This window comes from Streptomyces sp. UF-297, assembly GCF_058245575.1.
In genome coordinates, this window is record NZ_JBSIBZ010000032.1 from 47,100 (window position 1) to 64,880 (window position 17,781).

General features: G+C 71.0%; 20 protein-coding genes. 16 read left to right on the forward strand and 4 right to left on the reverse strand.

What is annotated here, in order from left to right; genetic code table 11:
* The first annotated feature begins 48 nt into the window (after window positions 1–48).
* The 5 genes from leuC to AC4IJH_RS19870 all read left to right on the forward strand — a co-directional run bounded on the left by leuC (window position 49) and on the right by AC4IJH_RS19870 (window position 3,655).
* On the forward strand, window positions 49–1,479 hold the full coding sequence (gene leuC, locus AC4IJH_RS19850; RefSeq protein WP_490853105.1) for a 3-isopropylmalate dehydratase large subunit: 1,431 nt from the start codon (window positions 49–51) through the stop codon (window positions 1,477–1,479).
* Window positions 1,480–1,482: 3 nt separating this feature from the next.
* Entirely contained in the window at window positions 1,483–2,091 is a 609-nt protein-coding gene (gene leuD, locus AC4IJH_RS19855; protein WP_490853106.1) for a 3-isopropylmalate dehydratase small subunit, read from the forward strand.
* 135 nt (window positions 2,092–2,226) lie between these two features.
* A complete protein-coding gene (locus AC4IJH_RS19860; RefSeq protein WP_490853107.1) occupies window positions 2,227–2,472 on the forward strand; it encodes an SCO5555 family protein in 246 nt (81 codons plus the stop codon).
* Between the two features lie 125 nt (window positions 2,473–2,597).
* Window positions 2,598–3,287 (forward strand): HU family DNA-binding protein, encoded by a 690-nt coding sequence (locus tag AC4IJH_RS19865; RefSeq protein ID WP_490853108.1) that lies wholly within the window; start codon window positions 2,598–2,600, stop codon window positions 3,285–3,287.
* A 119-nt stretch (window positions 3,288–3,406) separates the two neighbouring features.
* Window positions 3,407–3,655 (forward strand): hypothetical protein, encoded by a 249-nt coding sequence (locus AC4IJH_RS19870; protein WP_490853109.1) that lies wholly within the window; start codon window positions 3,407–3,409, stop codon window positions 3,653–3,655.
* On the opposite strand, the gene cofC is transcribed toward AC4IJH_RS19870, so the two are convergent.
* The gene (cofC, locus tag AC4IJH_RS19875) at window positions 3,636–4,331 is read right to left on the reverse strand and encodes a 2-phospho-L-lactate guanylyltransferase (protein WP_490853110.1); all 696 of its coding nucleotides are present in this window, start codon (window positions 4,329–4,331) and stop codon (window positions 3,636–3,638) included. The genes AC4IJH_RS19870 and cofC overlap by 20 nt on opposite strands.
* Window positions 4,332–4,471: 140 nt before the next feature.
* Between cofC and AC4IJH_RS19880 the strand changes: the two genes are divergently transcribed.
* The 3 genes from AC4IJH_RS19880 to AC4IJH_RS19890 all read left to right on the forward strand — a co-directional run bounded on the left by AC4IJH_RS19880 (window position 4,472) and on the right by AC4IJH_RS19890 (window position 7,466).
* Entirely contained in the window at window positions 4,472–5,251 is a 780-nt protein-coding gene (locus tag AC4IJH_RS19880) for a lysophospholipid acyltransferase family protein (RefSeq protein ID WP_490853111.1), read from the forward strand.
* Entirely contained in the window at window positions 5,248–6,249 is a 1,002-nt protein-coding gene (locus AC4IJH_RS19885; RefSeq protein ID WP_490853112.1) for an NAD(P)H-dependent glycerol-3-phosphate dehydrogenase, read from the forward strand. Before AC4IJH_RS19880 ends, AC4IJH_RS19885 begins: the two co-directional genes overlap by 4 nt.
* 80 nt (window positions 6,250–6,329) lie before the next feature.
* Window positions 6,330–7,466, forward strand: a complete 1,137-nt coding sequence (locus AC4IJH_RS19890) for a D-alanine--D-alanine ligase family protein (protein WP_490853113.1) — start codon at window positions 6,330–6,332, stop codon at window positions 7,464–7,466.
* Between the two features lie 77 nt (window positions 7,467–7,543).
* Here AC4IJH_RS19890 and AC4IJH_RS19895 read toward each other — a convergent pair whose 3' ends face one another.
* Together AC4IJH_RS19895 and AC4IJH_RS19900 are read right to left on the reverse strand one after the other, a co-directional pair.
* On the reverse strand, window positions 7,544–8,029 hold the full coding sequence (locus AC4IJH_RS19895) for a DUF3515 domain-containing protein (RefSeq protein ID WP_490853114.1): 486 nt from the start codon (window positions 8,027–8,029) through the stop codon (window positions 7,544–7,546).
* Between the two features lie 20 nt (window positions 8,030–8,049).
* Window positions 8,050–8,283, reverse strand: a complete 234-nt coding sequence (locus tag AC4IJH_RS19900; protein WP_490853115.1) for an Lrp/AsnC family transcriptional regulator — start codon at window positions 8,281–8,283, stop codon at window positions 8,050–8,052.
* Between the two features lie 158 nt (window positions 8,284–8,441).
* On the opposite strand from AC4IJH_RS19900, the gene AC4IJH_RS19905 reads away from it, so the two are divergent.
* Both AC4IJH_RS19905 and thiD read left to right on the forward strand, forming a co-directional pair.
* Window positions 8,442–9,410, forward strand: a complete 969-nt coding sequence (locus AC4IJH_RS19905; protein ID WP_490853116.1) for a thiamine-phosphate kinase — start codon at window positions 8,442–8,444, stop codon at window positions 9,408–9,410.
* 10 nt (window positions 9,411–9,420) lie between these two features.
* Window positions 9,421–10,254 carry a bifunctional hydroxymethylpyrimidine kinase/phosphomethylpyrimidine kinase gene (gene thiD / locus AC4IJH_RS19910; RefSeq protein WP_490853117.1) on the forward strand — a complete coding sequence of 278 codons (834 nt, stop codon included), beginning with the start codon at window positions 9,421–9,423 and terminating at the stop codon, window positions 10,252–10,254.
* 88 nt (window positions 10,255–10,342) lie between these two features.
* Here thiD and rpmB read toward each other — a convergent pair whose 3' ends face one another.
* Complete coding sequence (gene rpmB, locus AC4IJH_RS19915; protein WP_003984695.1) at window positions 10,343–10,528, reverse strand: 50S ribosomal protein L28; 186 nt, start codon at window positions 10,526–10,528, stop codon at window positions 10,343–10,345.
* 255 nt (window positions 10,529–10,783) lie between these two features.
* Between rpmB and AC4IJH_RS19920 the strand changes: the two genes are divergently transcribed.
* From AC4IJH_RS19920 to AC4IJH_RS19945, 6 genes are all read left to right on the forward strand, one after another.
* Window positions 10,784–12,430 (forward strand): DAK2 domain-containing protein, encoded by a 1,647-nt coding sequence (locus AC4IJH_RS19920; protein ID WP_490853118.1) that lies wholly within the window; start codon window positions 10,784–10,786, stop codon window positions 12,428–12,430.
* A 95-nt stretch (window positions 12,431–12,525) separates the two neighbouring features.
* A complete protein-coding gene (gene recG, locus AC4IJH_RS19925) occupies window positions 12,526–14,742 on the forward strand; it encodes an ATP-dependent DNA helicase RecG (RefSeq protein ID WP_490853119.1) in 2,217 nt (738 codons plus the stop codon).
* A gap of 131 nt (window positions 14,743–14,873) precedes the next feature.
* A complete protein-coding gene (locus AC4IJH_RS19930; protein WP_490853120.1) occupies window positions 14,874–15,431 on the forward strand; it encodes a hypothetical protein in 558 nt (185 codons plus the stop codon).
* Window positions 15,432–15,511: 80 nt separating this feature from the next.
* Window positions 15,512–16,111 carry a 16S rRNA (guanine(966)-N(2))-methyltransferase RsmD gene (gene rsmD, locus AC4IJH_RS19935; protein ID WP_490853121.1) on the forward strand — a complete coding sequence of 200 codons (600 nt, stop codon included), beginning with the start codon at window positions 15,512–15,514 and terminating at the stop codon, window positions 16,109–16,111.
* Window positions 16,112–16,137: 26 nt separating this feature from the next.
* Entirely contained in the window at window positions 16,138–16,617 is a 480-nt protein-coding gene (gene coaD, locus AC4IJH_RS19940) for a pantetheine-phosphate adenylyltransferase (protein WP_490853141.1), read from the forward strand.
* A 99-nt stretch (window positions 16,618–16,716) separates the two neighbouring features.
* Entirely contained in the window at window positions 16,717–17,781 is a 1,065-nt protein-coding gene (locus AC4IJH_RS19945; protein WP_490853122.1) for a F0F1 ATP synthase subunit B, read from the forward strand.

Below are 17,781 nucleotides of genomic sequence, written 5' to 3' on the forward strand. Positions count from 1 at the left end.
GCGCACAGTCGAGTTGGGCCGGCAGAGCGGCCGGCCGAAGGGAAAGCGATGGGACGGACACTCGCGGAGAAGGTCTGGGACGACCACGTCGTCCGGCGCGCGGAAGGCGAACCCGACCTCCTCTTCATCGATCTGCACCTGCTCCACGAAGTGACCAGCCCGCAGGCCTTCGACGGTCTGCGCAAGGCCGGCCGCACGGTGCGCCGCACGGACCTGACCATCGCCACCGAGGACCACAACACCCCCACCCTCGACATCGACAAGCCCATCGCCGACCCCGTCTCGCGCACACAGCTGGAGACGCTGCGCAAGAACTGCGCGGACTTCGGGGTACGGCTGCACCCGCTGGGCGACGTCGAGCAGGGCGTTGTCCACGTGGTGGGACCGCAGTTGGGACTGACCCAGCCCGGCACCACCGTCGTGTGCGGCGACAGCCACACCTCCACCCACGGGGCCTTCGGCGCCCTCGCGTTCGGCATCGGCACCAGCCAGGTCGAGCACGTGCTGGCCACCCAGACGCTGCCGCTCTCGCCGTTCAGGACCATGGCCATCACCGTCGAGGGCGAACTGCCCGACGGCGTCACCGCCAAGGACCTCATCCTCGCCGTCATCGCCCGTATCGGCACCGGCGGCGGCCAGGGCTACGTCATCGAGTACCGCGGTGAGGCCATCGAGAAGCTCTCGATGGAGGCCCGGATGACCATCTGCAACATGTCCATCGAGGCGGGCGCCAGGGCCGGCATGATCGCCCCCGACGAGACCACCTTCGCCTACCTCAAGGGCCGCGACCACGCCCCCCAGGGGGCCGACTGGGACGCGGCGGTGGCGTACTGGAAGACCCTGCGCACCGACGAGGACGCGGTCTTCGACCACGAGGTCGTCATCGACGCCGCCGCACTGGCCCCGTTCGTCACCTGGGGCACCAACCCCGGCCAGGGTGCGCCCCTTTCGTCGGCCGTCCCCGACCCGGCTTCGTACGAAGACGCATCGGAGCGGCTCGCCGCCGAAAAGGCCCTGGAATACATGGGATTGACGGCGGGTCAGCCGCTGCGCGAGATCGCCGTGGACACCGTCTTCGTAGGTTCGTGCACCAACGGCCGCATCGAGGACCTGCGCTCGGCGGCCACCGTCCTGGACGGCCGCAGGATCGCCGATTCGGTACGGATGCTGGTGGTCCCCGGCTCCGTACGCGTCGCCCTCCAGGCCGTCGAGGAGGGGCTGGACAAGGTCTTCACCGCCGCCGGCGCCGAATGGCGGCACGCGGGCTGCTCGATGTGCCTGGGCATGAACCCCGACCAGCTCGCGCCCGGCGAGCGCTCCGCCTCCACCTCCAACCGCAACTTCGAGGGACGGCAGGGCAAGGGCGGCCGTACGCACCTGGTCTCCCCCCAGGTCGCCGCCGCGACGGCGGTTCTCGGCCATCTGGCCTCCCCGGCCGATCTGTCCGACGCCGATGTCCCCGCGCCCACTGGAGTCTGAACCATGGAAGCTTTCACCACCCACACCGGCCGGGGCGTCCCGCTGCGCCGCTCCAACGTCGACACCGACCAGATCATCCCTGCTCACTGGCTCAAGAAGGTCACCCGCGACGGCTTCGAGGACGGGCTCTTCGAGGCCTGGCGCAAGGACTCCTCCTTCGTGCTCAACCAGCCCGCGTACAAGGGCGCGACCGTCCTGGTGGCGGGTCCGGACTTCGGTACGGGCTCCTCGCGCGAGCACGCCGTCTGGGCGCTGCAGAACTACGGCTTCAAGGCGGTCATCTCCTCCCGCTTCGCCGATATCTTCCGCGGCAACTCCCTCAAGAACGGTCTGCTGACGGTGGTCCTGCCCCAGGAGACCGTGGAGAAACTCCAGCAGCTGATCGAGGCCGACCCCACCGCCGAGGTGACCGTCGACCTCGTCGGACGCCAGGTCACGGCCCGTGCCGCGGGCCGTCCCGGGCTGAGCGCCGGATTCGAGCTGGACGAGAACGCCCGTTGGCGTCTGCTGGAGGGCCTGGACGACATCAGCCTCACTCTTCGGGAGGAGAGCGCCATCGCCGCCTACGAGGCGAACAGGCCGTCCTTCAAACCGCGGACGGTACAGGTCTGACCTCGGATTTTCTGTCTCAAAGGCTTCTTGCGTACGATGCGCCCTTCGCTAGTTGGCGAGGGGCGCATTGTCGTGTCGAGGGGGCTGTTGAGGCCCCGTGAAGCGACAACTCGCCGCAGATGGCACAATTAGCGCATGGGAAGCGACGACCAACTCGAGCTCTACGGTCTCGTCGCCGACCGGCTCAAAGTCGCACACGCAAGAGTGCGGACACTGCAAGTCCCGGAGGGCGTACGGATGGCGCTGACCCGGAAGCTGCTCGTCATCACGGCTGCGGCGAAACACGATCTGGTAGACGCGGCAAGGCGTCTGGAGTGGTTCATGAATGACCTGGATGAGGGTCGTCTCCCCGAAGACGTGCGAGCTGACGGAACTACGTGAAGGTCGAGTTCGTTGCGGCACAAGGGTGATTAGCCCGTTTCGTGTTTGATTTGCGGTATATATCTGCCTAACGTGCGAAAAAGCTTGAACACTTTCGTTCCAGCAATGTCTCCGAAGGGGAAGACGTGAACAAGGCGCAGCTCGTAGAGGCCATTGCCGACAAGGTCGGTGGACGTCAGAACGCCGCGGACGCGGTGGACGCGGTTCTGGACGCGATCGTCCGTGCCGTCGTCTCCGGCGACCGTGTATCGGTCACCGGTTTCGGTTCGTTCGAGAAGGTCGACCGCCCGGCCCGTTACGCCCGCAACCCGCAGACGGGTGAGCGCGTACGGGTCAAGAAGACCTCGGTGCCCCGCTTCCGTGCGGGTCAGGGCTTCAAGGACCTGGTCAGCGGCTCGAAGAAGCTCCCGAAGAACGACGTGGCCGTCAAGAAGGCCCCCAAGGGCAGCCTCTCGGGTGGCACTTCCAAGTCCACCGTGAAGAAGGCGGCGGCCAAGAAGGCCACCACCGCCAAGAAGGCGGCGGCGAAGAAGACCACCACCGCCAAGAAGACCACGGCGGCGGCGAAGAAGACCACGGCGAAGAAGACCACCGCCAAGAAGACCACGGCGAAGAAGGCCACGGCCACGAAGACGGCGGCCAAGAAGGCCACCACCGCCAAGAAGGCCACGCCGGCGAAGAAGGCCACCACGGCCAAGAAGGCCACCGCCAAGAAGACCGCTCCGGCGAAGAAGGCGACGGCCAAGAAGGCTCCGGCCAAGAAGACCACGGCGCGCAAGACCACCGCGAAGAAGACCACCGCCCGCAAGCGGTAATTCCTCAGCGGCGACGCCACACGCGTCGGGCCGGGCTCCCTCCGGGGAGCCCGGCCCGCGGTGCGTTGCGGGCCTTGCGCACCGCCTTGCGCCGCCGGGGCCCGTCTAGGCTGTGGCCCATGCAGGCCACCGCGTACACCTACGACCCCGAAACCCGCTCCGGCAGCGTGCTGCTGGACGACGGGACCCCGCTGCCCTTCGATGCGGCGGCCTTCGACGCGGGCGGCCTGCGGCTGCTGCGGCCCGGCCAGCGGGTCCGTATCGACGTCGAGGCCGAGAAGGCTGATACGGGCGACAAGGCCGATGAGGCAGCTCAGGGCGCGGCGGACGGCCGCCGGGTCGTTCTGGTCACGCTCCAGACGTTCTGAGGCCTTTCAGGCGCACCGGCGTCCCCAGAAGGGCCGTACGAGCGGCCGTGTGCGGGCCCACGCCCAGTGCCAGAGCGGCCCGCAGATCCTCGCCGGTGTCCACGTCCCGGCGTACGGAATCCACGCCCTGCGAGGGGATCTCGTGCGCTCCCGAGCCGAGGTGACGGGCCCGGGAAGGGCCACCGAATGCCGGTGCCAATTCCACTCCGGAAGCCGCGGTCAGCAAAGTTGTTCCTATTTCCGCCGCGTCCGGGAGAAATGCGCGGGGAAATTCGGCGGCGGCCTGCAGGACGCGGTCCAGTTCCTGGGGGCGCAGGGCCGGCAGGTCGGCGTTGAGGGCCGCGACGGGCGCCGCGGGGCGCTGTGCGCGCACCGCGCTCGCCCCGTACGCCAGCGCGGCGTTGAGCCCCCGCGCCGGAGCGTCGGCCACGATGCGCGCCCCGAGCGCGGAAAGTTCCCCGCCGGCCAGCGGATCGTCCGTGACAACCGCCACATCGCGCACCCGGGCACAGGCCAGCGCGGCCGCCACGGTGTCCAGGGCGAAGGCCAGGGCCAACTGGGGCCGCAGTTCCTCTCCCGCGGCCTGGGACAGCCTGCTTTTGGCCCGCACCAGCGGTTTCAGCGGCACCACCAGGCTCCAGGCCGCTTCCGCTCCGTCAGTTCGCATCGGACTCATTCTCACCTGCTGCCACCGCCACCCGGCAGCCACGGGGTTACGGTGTTCTCGACAGACCGGGTACCTGGGGCGACACTTGTGCGGCTGCCGGGTCGCAGCAGCTCAGCAGGTCCCACAAGCCCCACAAGGAGGGTGTCCCAGTGTCCCGCCGCAGAATCGGCTTCTGGTACCGCTTGGCCGCGGTCCTGTGTAAACCACCGCTGGTGGTTCTGTTCAAGCGGGACTGGCAGGGAATGGAGAACATTCCGGCCGACGGCGGATTCATCACCGCGGTGAACCACAACTCGTATCTCGATCCGCTCTCCTACGCGCACTACCAGTACAACACCGGCCGGGTGCCGCGATTCCTCGCCAAGTCCGGGCTCTTCAAGAGCGGCTTTGTCGGCGCCATCATGCGCGGCACCGGCCAGATCCCCGTCTACCGGGAGACCACCGACGCCGCACACGCCTTCCGCGCCGCCGTGGAGGCCATCAACAAGGGCGAATGCGTCGCGTTCTACCCCGAAGGCACCCTCACCCGCGATCCGGACATGTGGCCGATGCAGGGCAAGACCGGTGCCGCCCGGGTGGCGTTGCTCACCAAGGCACCCGTGATCCCCGTCGCGCAGTGGGGCGCCAACGAAGTGATGCCGCCCTACGCCAAGGAGAAGAAGCTCCGCCTCTTCCCGCGCAAGACGCTGCGGGTCCGGGCCGGAGCGCCGGTCGACCTGAGCGAGTTCTACGGCCAGGAGCCCACCGCCGAGGTTCTGCGCGCCGTGACGGACACGATCATGGCCGCCGTGACGGAACTGCTGGCCGAGGTCCGCGGCGAGCCCGCGCCGGCCGAGCCGTACAACCACAAGAAGGCCGTCGCCGCGGCCCGCCGCGACAAGCAGCAGGCACAGCAGTCCCAGCAGGCACAGGAGGATGAAGGCAAGTGACGCGCTGCGCCGTCTACGGCACGGGGTCCTGGGGCACCGCATTCGCGATGGTGCTCGCCGACGCGGGCTGCGAGGTGACCCTGTGGGGCCGCCGGGCCGCGCTCGTGGACGCCATCAACACCGGCCGCACCAACCCCGACTACCTCCCGGGCACCGAACTCCCCGAGAACGTACGGGCCACCACCGACCCCGCCGAGGCGGCCCGCGGCGCCCAGTTCACGGTCCTGGCCGTCCCCTCCCAGACGCTGCGCGCCAACCTCGCCGAGTGGGCGCCCCTGCTGCCCCAGGACACCGTCCTGGTGTCGCTGATGAAGGGCGTGGAACTGGGCACGGCCAAGCGCATGAGCGAGGTCGTCGAGGAGGTCGCCAAGGCCCCCGCCGAGCGCGTCGCGGTCCTGACCGGGCCCAACCTCGCCAAGGAGATCGCCGACCGGCAGCCCGCCGCCGCCGTCGTCGCCTGCGCCGACGAATCGGTTGCGCAGCGCCTCCAGGCCGCCTGCCACACCCCGTACTTCCGCCCGTACACCAACACCGACGTGGTCGGCGCGGAGCTGGGCGGCGCGGTCAAGAACGTCATCGCGCTCGCGGTGGGCATCGCCGACGGCATGGGCCTGGGCGACAACGCCAAGGCCTCCCTGATCACCCGCGGCCTCGCCGAAACCTCCCGTCTGGGGCTGGCGATGGGCGCCGACGCGCACACCTTCGCGGGCCTGGCCGGCATGGGCGACCTGGTCGCCACCTGCTCCTCGCCGCTGTCGCGCAACCGCACCTTCGGCGCCAACCTCGGCCGCGGTCTGACGCTCCAGGAGACCATCGCGGTCACCAAGCAGACCGCCGAGGGCGTCAAGTCCTGCGAATCGGTACGGGAGCTGGCCCGCCGGCACGGCGTCGACATGCCGATCACCGAGACGGTCGTGGGGATCGTGCACGACGGCAAGCCCCCGCTGGTGGCCCTCAAGGAGCTGATGGCGCGCAGTGCCAAGCCCGAGCGGCACTGACGCCCTCGGGGGAGCCGGGTGCGGCATTGACCCGATGCCGCACTGACTCCTGTTGGGGCAGCAGGTACGCTCAACGCGATATGAGCAGCCAGACCCCCTCCCACAAGCCCCGCGTGGCCGTCGTGTTCGGCGGCCGCAGCTCCGAGCACCAGATCTCCGTGGTCACCGCTGGCGCGGTGCTGCGGGCGATCGACCGCACCAAGTACGACGTGCTGCCCATCGGCATCACGGCGGACGGCCGTTGGGCGCTGACCGCGGACGACCCCGAGCGGATGGCCATCACCGACCGGCAGCTGCCCAGCGTGGAGCAGCTCGCCGAGTCCGCCGAGGGAGGCGTCGTCCTGCCGGTCGACCCCACCAGCCGCGAGGTCGTCTACAACGAGCCCGGCTCGGTCCCCAAGGCGCTGGGCGAGGTCGACGTCGTCTTCCCCGTGCTGCACGGCCCCTACGGCGAGGACGGCACCATCCAGGGCCTCCTGGAGCTCTCCGGCGTCCCCTACGTCGGCTCGGGCGTGCTCGCCTCGGCCGTCGGCCAGGACAAGGACTACATGAAGCGGGTGTTCACCTCCTTCGGGCTGCCCGTCGGCCCGTACGAGGTCATCCGCCCCCGCGAGTGGGAGCAGGATCCTTCCGCCGCCCGCAAGAAGATCGTGGACTTCGCCGGTGAGCACGGCTGGCCGCTCTTCGTGAAGCCCGCCCGCGCCGGCTCCTCCATCGGCATCACCAAGGTCGAGGGCCTGGCCGGGCTGGACGAGGCCGTCGAGGAGGCCCGCCGCCACGACCCGAAGATCATCGTGGAGGCGCTGCTGCGCGGCCGCGAGATCGAGTGCGGGGTGCTGGAGTTCGAGGACGGCCCGCGGGCCAGCGTCCCGGCCGAGATCCCGCCGGTCAGCGCGCACGACTTCTACGACTTCGAGGCCAAGTACATCGACTCGGCCGCCGGTCTGGTGCCCGCGCCGCTGACCGAGGAGCAGACCGCCACCGTCCAGGAGTTGGCCGTCCAGGCCTTCGAGGCGGCGTCCTGCGAGGGGCTGGTGCGCGCGGACTTCTTCCTGCAGGACAACGGCGAGTTCGTGATCAACGAGATCAACACCCTGCCGGGCTTCACCCCGATCTCCATGTACCCGCGGATGTGGCAGGAGAGCGGCGTGAGCTACCCGGAGCTGATCGACCGGCTGATCCAGGCGGCGCTGAACCGGTCCACGGGCCTGCGCTGAGCCGCTTCGGCGGCCCTGCGGCGAGCCCGGCCCACCGCGCCGGGCTCGCTCAGATCCCCCGGCTCAGATCCCCCGGCTCAGATCCCCTTGGGAACCGTCTTCTTGACGGCGTCGGCGAGGTCGCTCAGCACGACCTCGGCGGCGTACTTCTTCGGTACCGTCACCTCGACGTAGGCCTTGCGCAGCACGGTCGTGTAGCGGAAGCCGCCGTCGTACTGCTCCATCAGCCACTCCACACCGGCGACGTCCCCGGCCGGCGCGGTGGGGTTGTAATGTTCATTCCCGCGCTGGATGACCCCGGGCTTGGGAACACCGCAGCGCAGTTGCACCCCGGGATCGCCCCACACCGCGGTGAAGTCCGAGGCCGGCTCGGTACGGCCCCGCCTGAGCTGGTCCACGGTGGCCGGCAACTCCTTGTGCAGCGCGGAGCAGTACTGCGCGGCCTTGCCCGTAGGGGTGGGAACCGCGAGGTCCACCGACCCGTCCGAGGATGCGCAGCCGACCGCGGCGAAGGCCACGGCGAGCAGGGGAGTTGCCAGTTTCCGACGGGGCGAGGTGAACACCCGGCCGAGCATACGGGGAGCTAGAGATGGACCACCGGGCAGGTCAGGGTGCGGGTGATGCCGTCCACCTGCTGCACTCTGGCGACCACCATGCGCCCCAGTTCGTCGACCGTGTCGGCCTGTGCGCGCACGATGACGTCGTAGGGGCCGGTCACGTCCTCGGCCTGGAGCACACCGGGGATCTTGGCGATCACTTCTGCTACGGCCGAGGCCTTGCCGACCTCGGTCTGGATCAGGATGTACGCCTGTACCACGGAACCTCCAGGGCGGCTACGAGGATCATGTGGGAAGAAGGGACGCCACGGTACCGCGTCCCCACGCGGAGCGGGGAGACCCGCGCGGGCAGTGCGACAAGTGCGGCCCGGTCGTCAGTGACGCACGGATGGTTCGTCCGGATGGGAAGGACAACAGCATGAAGGGCACCGTGGGCGAGTTGGGGGAGTTCGGGCTCATCAGAGAGCTCACCTCCCGGCTCACCTCCACCCCGGCCGTACGCATCGGACCGGGCGACGACGCCGCCGTGGTCACCGCGCCCGACCGCAGGGTCGTGGCCAGCACGGACGTACTCCTGGAAGGGCGGCACTTCCGCCGCGACTGGTCCACCGCCTACGACGTGGGCCGCAAGGCCGCCGCGCAGAACCTGGCCGACATCGCCGCCATGGGCGCGGTGCCCACCGCCATCCTGCTCGGCCTGGTCGTGCCCGCCGAACTCCCCGCCACCTGGGCCAGCGAGCTGATGGACGGGCTGCGCGACGAGTGCCAGGTGGCGGGAGCGGCCGTGGTCGGCGGCGATGTCGTACGCGGCGAGACCATCACCGTGGCCGTCACCGCCCTGGGCGACCTGCGCAATCAGGAGCCGGTCACTCGTTCCGGTGCCCAGCCGGGCGACGTTGTCGCGGTCACCGGCTGGCTGGGCTGGTCGGCGGCCGGATACGCCGTCCTGACGCGCGGATTCCGCTCGCCGCGCGCCTTCGTGGAGGCGCACCGCCGCCCCGAGCCGCCGTACCACGCGGGCCCCGCGGCGGCCGCGCTCGGCGCCACCGCCATGACGGACGTCAGCGACGGCCTGGTCGCCGACCTGGGGCACATCGCCGAGGCCAGCAAGGTCCGTATCGACCTGCGCTCCCAGAAGATCGACATTCCCTCGCAGATGTCCGACATCGGTACGGCCGTGGGCGTGGACCCGCTGCAGTGGGTGCTCAACGGGGGAGAGGACCACGCGATCGTGGCGACCTTCCCGCCGGACGTGAAGCTGCCCGCCCGCTGGAAGATCATCGGGGAGGTGCTCAACCCCTCGGCGCTGCCCCAGGTGACGGTGGACGGCGCCCCCTGGACCAAGGTCGGCTGGGACCACTTCGGGGACAACGGGGACGCCGAGTAGATTCGCGGGTATGCCCATACCCCCCGGATCTCCAGTCCTGCCGCGCCAAGCGCCGCCCCGTGTCCTGACCGTCGCCGGATCCGACTCCGGCGGCGGCGCGGGCATCCAGGCCGACCTGAAGACGATGCTGGCGCTCGGCACGCACGGCATGAGCGTGATCACCGCCGTCACCGCGCAGAACTCCCTGGGCGTGCACGGCGCGTGGGAGCTTCCCGCGCAGGCCGTGACGGCCCAGTTCCGCAGCGTGGTGGACGACATCGGCGTCCAGGCGGTCAAGACCGGCATGCTGGCCTCGCCCGAACTCGTCGAGACCGTCGCAGGGCTGCTGTCAGCCGTGGGCGCACCCGTGGTCGTCGACCCGGTCGGCGTCTCCAAGCACGGGGACGCGCTGCTGTCCTCCTCGGCGCTGGAGGCGGTCCGCAGCAAGCTGCTGCCCACCGCGACCGTGGCGACCCCCAACCTGGACGAGGTCGCGCGGCTGACGGGCGTACAGGTGCGTCAGGAGGCCGACATGCGGCGGGCGGCGGCCGAGCTCCTGGCCCTCGGCCCGCGCTGGGCGCTGATCAAGGGCGGACACCTCGCGGGGGACGCCGACGCGGTGGACCTGCTCACCGACGGCGACCAGGAGCACTGGCTGCGCGCCCCGCGCCACGACAACCGCCACACCCACGGCACCGGCTGCACCCTCGCCAGCGCGATCGCCGCCCAGCTCGCCAAGGGGAACACCGTCCCGCAGGCCGTCCAGGCGGCCAAGGAGTACGTCACGGGCGCCATCGCGGGCGGCTTCCGGCTGGGCGCGGGCATCGGCCCGGTGGACCACGGCTGGCGCTCCCCCAAGGCCTAGGACCTGCGTCGGGGTACGGCAAAAAGCCGGTCCACCACAGGGTGGACCGGCTTCAAGGCAACCGGCGGGCTGCGCTACGACTCAAACGTCAGCGCGAGACCTTGCCGGCCTTGATGCACGAGGTGCAGACGTTGAGCCGCTTCGGCGTGCGACCGATCACAGCGCGCACCGTCTGGATGTTGGGGTTCCAACGACGGTTGGTACGGCGGTGCGAGTGGGAGACGCTCTTGCCGAAGCCCGGCCCCTTGCCGCAGACGTCGCAGTTGGCAGCCACGGGTCACTCCAAAGACTTCAGATGCACTTACGGTGAAATCCCGACGAGCCGAGTGCACTGACTGTCCGACGTCGCGGGAAACGAATGGCCCGATTTTCATCGGGCAACCGGAGCAGCATACAACGGCCGCTCCCGTAGAACGAAACTACCATGACCGCCCGGTCCGCTCCGGCCCCCGGCCCTGCCCGAGGCGCCCGCCACGGCTACTGTGCGGTGGCATCCCCATGACCGAGCCCTGAACTCCGGAGGACGACGGTGCCGCACACGCTCGACGCCGATGCGGTACGCGCCTGGTGCGGGCTGGCCCTGGAAGCGCTCGGCCGGGAAAGGGAGCGGATCGACGCGATCAACGTCTATCCCGTCGCGGACGGCGACACCGGCACCAACCTCTATCTGACCGTGGAGTCCGCGGCCCGCGCCGTGGAGGCCGCTTTCGACGGGCACGCCTCCTCGGGCACCGCCCCCGGCCCGGCCGACGCGATCCGCGCCATGGCGCACGGCGCCCTGATCGGGGCCCGCGGCAACTCCGGCACGATCCTGGCGCAGCTGCTGCGCGGCATGACCGATGTCCTGGCCGACGGCGACGGCAGTGACGGACACCACAGCCGGGGCGCCGGGGGCCAGGAACTGGGGCGGGCGCTGCGCCGGGCGGCGGAGTCGACGTACGAAGCGGTGGCCCACCCGGTGGAGGGCACGGTGCTGACCGTGGCGAGCGCGGCGGCAGCGGCCGCCGGGCAGACCAGGGGCGGCGCCGCCGAGGTGGCCACGGCCGCCTACGAAGGGGCGCGTACGGCCCTGGAGGCGACCCCGGGGCAGCTGGCGGTCCTGGGGCGCGCGGGCGTCGTGGACGCCGGGGGGTGCGGCCTGGTGGCGGTTCTGGGGGCGCTGGCCGACGCGCTGTCCGGGGAGCGGACGGGACGGCCGCTGACCCTGCGCACCGAGCCGGGCGCCGCCGTGGAGCCGGGCGGCTGCGAGGGCGAGGAGCACGGCGCGGGCGGCCCGGCCTTCGAGGTGATCTACCTGCTGGAGGCCGCCGACAGCGCGGTGGAGCGGCTGCGCGCCCGGCTGGACCGGCTCGGCGACTCCCTGGTGGTGGTCGGCGGCGACGGGCTGTGGAACGTGCACGTCCATGTGGACGACGCGGGCGCCGCCGTCGAGGCGGGCATCGAGGCGGGGCGGCCCTACCGGATCCGCATCACCCACTTCGGCGCCGGGACGCGCGCCGAGGAGCCGGAGCCGGCGGCGCGCGCGGTGGTCACGGTGGTGCCGGGCGAGGGGCTCGCCGCGCTGTGCGCCCGTACCGGCGCCACCACGGTGACCACACGGCCGGGGGAGCCGCCCGCCAGCGGCGAGCTCGTCCAGGCCATCCGGCAGGCGCACGCCCGCGAGGTGGTGCTGCTGCCCAACGACCCCGAGTTGGCGCACACCGCGGCCGCCGCGGCGGAGCAGGCCCGCAGCGAGGGCGTACGGGTCGCGCTGATCCCCACCAGGGCCGCCGTGCAGGGCATCGCGGCGCTGGCCGTGCACGAGCCCGCCCGCGGCTTCGACCAGGACGTGGTGGCCATGACCTCGGCCGCGGGCGCCACCCGCTACGCCGAGGTGGCCGTCGCCGAGCGGCAGGCGTGGACCATGGCGGGCGTCTGCCAGGCCGGCGACATTCTCGGATTGATCGACGGCGATGTGGCCGTGATCGGAGCCGGTCTGGCGGATACGGCGAAGACGGTTTTGGACCGGATGCTTTCCGCGGGCGGGGAAATGGTCACCCTCGTCGTCGGCGCGGATATCCCCGATTCGCTGGCCGAAGACCTCGAAAGGCACGTACGGGAGCGCCATCTCGCGGTGGACACCGTCGTCTACGAAGGCGGGCAGCGCTCGGCGCCATTGCTCATCGGTATCGAATAGCCGCACGGGACAAGGCGTGCCGCGCGCCTTCGGGCGGCGCCGGTTATCCACAGCTTTCCCGGGCTTCTCGCGCCGTGTCAGTGCTGTGGTGTGCAATGGTCGGCGTGCCCGCGCTAGAAGAACCTCTGAAGAAGATCCTCGGTGGCACCACCGCGAAGGTGATGGCCGAGCATCTCGATCTGCACACGGTCGGCGATCTGCTGCACCACTATCCGCGCCGATATGCCGAGCGCGGAGAGCTGACCCGGCTTTCCGACCTCCCGCTGGACGAACACGTCACCGTCGTCGCGCAGGTCGCCGACGCCCGGGTGCTGAAGTTCAACGGCGGCCGCGGCCAGCGCCTGGAGGTCACGCTCACCGACGGCAGCGGGCGCCTGCAGCTCGTCTTCTTCGGCAAGGGCATCCACAAGCCGCACAAGGACCTGGTGCCGGGGCGCCGCGCGATGTTCGCGGGCAAGGTCTCCGTGTTCAACCGCAAATTGCAGCTGGCCCATCCGGAGTACGAACTCCTGGACGGCGAGAGCGCACAGGACGCCGTGGGCGACTTCGCGGGCCGGCTGCTGCCGATCTACCCGGCCTGCCAGCAGATGGCCTCCTGGAAGATCACCAAAGCGGTGGACGCGGTCCTGCCCAGCGCGCAGGAAGCCGTCGACCCGCTGCCGCCCGCACTGCGCGAGGGCCGCGGCCTGGTGCCGCTCACCGAAGCCCTGCTCAAGATCCACCGGCCGCGCACCAAGGCAGACATCGAGGACGCCAGGGCCCGGCTCAAGTGGGACGAGGCCTTCGTACTCCAAGTGGCCCTGGCCAGACGCCGCTTCGCAGAGACCCAACTGCCCGCCGTACCCCGCCCGTTGAAGAGCGACGGCATCCTGGACGCCTTCGACGCCAAGCTGCCCTTCACCCTCACCGACGGCCAGCGCAAGGTCAGCCAGGAGATCTTCGACGACCTGGCCACCGCCCACCCGATGCACCGCCTGCTCCAGGGCGAGGTGGGCAGCGGCAAGACGATGGTCGCGCTGCGCGCCATGCTCGGCGTGGTGGACTGCGGCGGACAGGCCGCGATGCTGGCGCCCACCGAGGTGCTGGCGCAGCAGCACCACCGCTCGATCACCGAGATGATGGGGGAGTTGGCCGAGGGCGGGATGCTGGGCGGGGCCGAGCACGGCACCAAAGTGGTGCTGCTGACCGGCTCCATGGGCGCGGCCGCGCGGCGGCAGGCGCTGCTGGACCTGGTCACCGGCGAGGCCGGGATCGTCATCGGCACGCACGCGCTGATCGAGGACAAGGTCCAGTTCCACGACCTGGGGCTGGTCGTGGTCGACGAGCAGCACCGCTTCGGCGTCGAGCAGCGGGACGCGCTGCGCGGCAAGGGACACTCCCAGGGCGAGAAGCGCACCCCGCACCTGCTGGTGATGACCGCGACGCCCATTCCGCGCACCGTCGCGATGACGGTCTTCGGCGATCTGGAGACCTCCGTACTGGACCAACTCCCCGCCGGGCGCTCGCCGATCGTAAGCCATGTGGTGCCCGCCAAGGAGAAGCTGCACTTCCTGGAGCGGGCCTGGACGCGGGTGCGCGAGGAGGTCGAGGCCGGGCACCAGGCGTATGTGGTGTGCCCGCGCATCGGTGACGAGGAGGACGACCCCAAGGGCGCCAAGGGCGGCAAGAAGAAGCCGCCGGAGGAGGGCGAGGACAAGCGGCCGCCGCTGGCGGTGCTGGAGGTCGCCGAGCAGCTGGCCAAGGGCCCCCTGGCCGGGCTGCGGGTGGCGGTGCTGCACGGCAGGATGCACCCGGACGACAAGGACGCGGTGATGCGCCGCTTCGCCGCGGGCGAGGTGGATGTGCTGGTCGCCACCACCGTCATCGAGGTCGGCGTGAACGTCCCCAACGCCACCGCCATGGTGATCATGGACGCGGACCGCTTCGGCGTCTCCCAGCTCCACCAGCTGCGCGGGCGGGTGGGCCGTGGTTCGGCGGCGGGGCTGTGCCTGCTGGTCAGCGAGATGCCCGAGGCGAGCCCCGCGCGGGCCCGGCTCGGCGCGGTGGCGAGCACCCTGGACGGCTTCGAGCTCTCCCGTATCGACCTGGAGCAGCGGCGCGAGGGCGACGTCCTGGGGCAGGCGCAGTCGGGTGTGCGCTCCTCGCTGCGCATGCTGGCCGTCATCGAGGACGAGGGGATCATCGAGGCCGCCCGCGAGGAGGCCACCGCGGTGGTCTCGGCCGACCCGGAGCTGGCCCAACTCCCCGAGCTGCGCATCGCGTTGGACGCCCTGCTCAACGCCGACCGCGAGGAGTACCTCGACAAGGGATGACGAGGGGCGGGCGGCGGGCGGCCTGCCGGACCCGTACGCCCGGCCGGATGTCGCACCCGCTGCGACACTGGAAGCAGTCCGGGCCAACCGGTGTACGGCTGGCCGCAGTTGGACCCTTGGGGGCCGCCGCCATGTCCTTCAGGCATCTGAACGAACTCCCGCTGGGCGACAAGATCTTCCGGATCGAGCTGGACAGCGACGACGACACCACCGTCACGCTCACCCTCACCGGCTGGCACGAGAGCGCGCCGCAGACCCTGCTGGCCTCCGGCGCGCTCACCCTCCCGCTCGCCGAGGTGCCTGCCCTGCGCATCGCGCTCAACCGCGCGCTGCGCGCCCTCGCCCTGGTCGCCGACGTCGCCGAGCCGATACCGGACCGCGATGTGCTGCGCGAGCTCTTCCCCGGCCACGGCGCCCCCTGGGTGCCCCGGCACGAGGAGGACCTGCTGCGCCGCTTCCACGAGGAGGAGACCGTCGCCCGGATAGCGGCCCGCTTCGGCCGCACCCCCGACTCGGTGCGCACCAAACTGCGCGAGCTGGGCCACGACCCGCGCCGCCCGGAGTACTGCCCGCCGGACGGCTGTCTGTCCTGGTCGCGCTATGCCTCGCCGGCGCTGGTCGGTGCGGGGGAGGAGGAGGGGGCTCCGGGGCAGCAGGGGGCGGGAAAGGGGGAGTCCGCCGAGAGCTGAGAGCAGGGGGACGCCATATCGTGGTGCCACGGGAGTGCACCCGGCTCCCGCTCCACCCACCGCGAAGGACGTCCAGCCCCATGACCCGCGTGATCGCCGGCACGGCAGGCGGCCGGCGCCTGGCCGTACCGCCGGGCAACGGCACCCGCCCGACCTCCGACCGGGCGCGCGAGGGCCTGTTCTCCACCTGGGAGTCGCTGGACGGCCCCCTGGAGGGCGCCCGCGTGCTCGATCTGTACGCCGGCTCGGGCGCCGTCGGCCTGGAGGCGCTCTCCCGCGGCGCGGCCCACGTCCTGCTCGTGGAGGCCGACGCCCGCGCGGCCCGCACCGTCGAGCACAACGTGCGCACCGTCGGCCTGCCGGGCGCCCAGGTGCGTACCGGCAAGGCGGAGCAGGTGATCGCGGGTCCGGCCCCCGCCGAGCCGTACGACATCGTCTTCCTGGACCCGCCCTACGCCGTCACCGATGACGATCTTCGGGAGATCCTGCTCACACTCCGCGCCCAGGGCTGGCTCACCGGCGATGCGCTCGCCACCGTGGAGCGCAGCACCAGAGGCGGCGAATTCGGCTGGCCCGACGGGTTCGCGGGCCTGAGGGCCCGTCGATACGGCGAGGCCACGCTTTGGTACGGTCGCGCCGCTTCCACGTGCGAAAACGCCATGTCGGCAAGCGAGTCATGACCGGATCGGAGAGCGAGGAACCTCTGTTGCGCCGCGCCGTCTGTCCGGGGTCGTTCGACCCCATCACCAACGGGCACCTGGACATCATCGCCCGTGCCTCCAAGCTCTACGACGTCGTGCACGTCGCCGTGATGATCAACAAGTCCAAGAAGGGCCTGTTCTCGGTGGAGGAGCGGATCGAGCTGATCCGCCGCGCCACCGCCGAGTACGGCAACGTCGAGGTCGAGGCCTTCCACGGCCTGCTCGTCGACTTCTGCAAGCAGCGCGACATCCCCGCGATCGTCAAGGGCCTGCGCGCGGTCAGCGACTTCGACTACGAACTCCAGATGGCCCAGATGAACAACGGGCTCTCCGGCGTCGAGACGCTCTTCGTCCCCACCAACCCCACCTACAGCTTCCTGTCCTCCAGCCTGGTCAAGGAGGTCGCGGCCTGGGGCGGGGACGTCTCCCACCTCGTCCCGCCGCACGTGCTGGAGGTCCTCACCGAACGCCTGGGCGAGCGGTAACGTCCTGACGGCTCGTCAGTAGGTGTCGGGGCGGGGGTCCGTGGCCGTACAGTCGTCCCCGTTCCGTCGTCCCATCCCTGCAGAGAGTGGCGAGCCCAAGTGGACGTGCAGAAGAAGCTCGACGAGATCGTCGAGGCCGTCGGCAGCGCCCGGTCCGTGCCCATGTCGGCGTCCTGCGTGGTCAATCGCGCGGAGCTGCTCGCCATGCTGGAGGAGGTGCGCGCCGCCCTGCCCGGGTCGCTGGCCCAGGCGCGGGAGCTGCTGGGCGGCCGCGAGCAGATGGTCGAGGAGGCGCGCGCCGAGGCGGAGCGGATCATCGAGGCGGCGCACGCCCAGCGCGGTTCGCTGATCTCGGACACCGAGGTCGCCCGGCAGTCCCAGGAGGAGGCCGACCGCATCCTGGCCGAGGCCCGCCGCGAGGCCGAGGAGATCCGCGCCGAGTCCGACGACTACGTCGACAGCAAGCTCGCCAACTTCGAGGTCGTGCTCACCAAGACCATCGGCTCGGTGGACCGGGGCCGCGAGAAGCTGCTCGGCCGCGGGCCGGAGTCCTACGGGCAAGGAGCCGACGGCGCCGGTGACGCCGACGACGAGGCGCCCGAGCGCAGCGCCGACCCCGAGACCCTCAAGCAGCGCGCGGACGCCTATGTGGACGCCAAGTTCGGCGCCTTCCAGGCCGTCCTGACCAAGACCCTGGAAGCGGTCGGCCGCGGCCGCCTCAAGCTCCAGGGCGCCCGCCCCACCGACGAGCTGGGCGCGCAGCAGGACCCGTTCGCCGCCGGGCAGCACGCCGACGACGCCCAGTACCTCGCCGATCTCGCCGCCATCTCCCAGCCGTCGCAGGAGCCGGACCGCCCGCGGACCCCGCCGCCCGCCGTCCCGCCGCAGCAGGACTACTACACACCGGCGGCCGGCTATCAGCAGCAGGACGGCTACGGCTACCAGCAGCCGCAGTACGCCCAGCAGGACCCGTACGGCTACGGCTGGCAGCAGCCTCAGCAGCAGGGCTACGACCCCTCCGCCGGGTACGCCGCAGGGCAGTCGCAGGCGCCCCAGCAGGCCCCCGCGCACCAGCCCGCCGCGGCGCTCGACGAGACCAGCCTCTTCGACACGAGCATGATCAACCTGGATCAGATCCGCCGGTACGAGGAGGGGCGCCAGTAG

Excerpts from the sequence above, each read along its gene's own strand:
- leuC (WP_490853105.1), top strand. The coding sequence starts at position 49 with ATGGGACGGACACTCGCGGAGAAGGTCTGGGACGACCACGTCGTCCGG.
- leuD (WP_490853106.1), top strand. The coding sequence starts at position 1,483 with ATGGAAGCTTTCACCACCCACACCGGCCGGGGCGTCCCGCTGCGCCGC.
- AC4IJH_RS19860 (WP_490853107.1), top strand. The coding sequence starts at position 2,227 with ATGGGAAGCGACGACCAACTCGAGCTCTACGGTCTCGTCGCCGACCGG.
- AC4IJH_RS19870 (WP_490853109.1), top strand. The coding sequence starts at position 3,407 with ATGCAGGCCACCGCGTACACCTACGACCCCGAAACCCGCTCCGGCAGC.
- cofC (WP_490853110.1), bottom strand. The coding sequence starts at position 4,331 with ATGAGTCCGATGCGAACTGACGGAGCGGAAGCGGCCTGGAGCCTGGTG.
- AC4IJH_RS19890 (WP_490853113.1), top strand. The coding sequence starts at position 6,330 with ATGAGCAGCCAGACCCCCTCCCACAAGCCCCGCGTGGCCGTCGTGTTC.
- AC4IJH_RS19905 (WP_490853116.1), top strand. The coding sequence starts at position 8,442 with ATGAAGGGCACCGTGGGCGAGTTGGGGGAGTTCGGGCTCATCAGAGAG.
- thiD (WP_490853117.1), top strand. The coding sequence starts at position 9,421 with ATGCCCATACCCCCCGGATCTCCAGTCCTGCCGCGCCAAGCGCCGCCC.
- recG (WP_490853119.1), top strand. The coding sequence starts at position 12,526 with ATGGTCGGCGTGCCCGCGCTAGAAGAACCTCTGAAGAAGATCCTCGGT.
- AC4IJH_RS19930 (WP_490853120.1), top strand. The coding sequence starts at position 14,874 with ATGTCCTTCAGGCATCTGAACGAACTCCCGCTGGGCGACAAGATCTTC.
- rsmD (WP_490853121.1), top strand. The coding sequence starts at position 15,512 with ATGACCCGCGTGATCGCCGGCACGGCAGGCGGCCGGCGCCTGGCCGTA.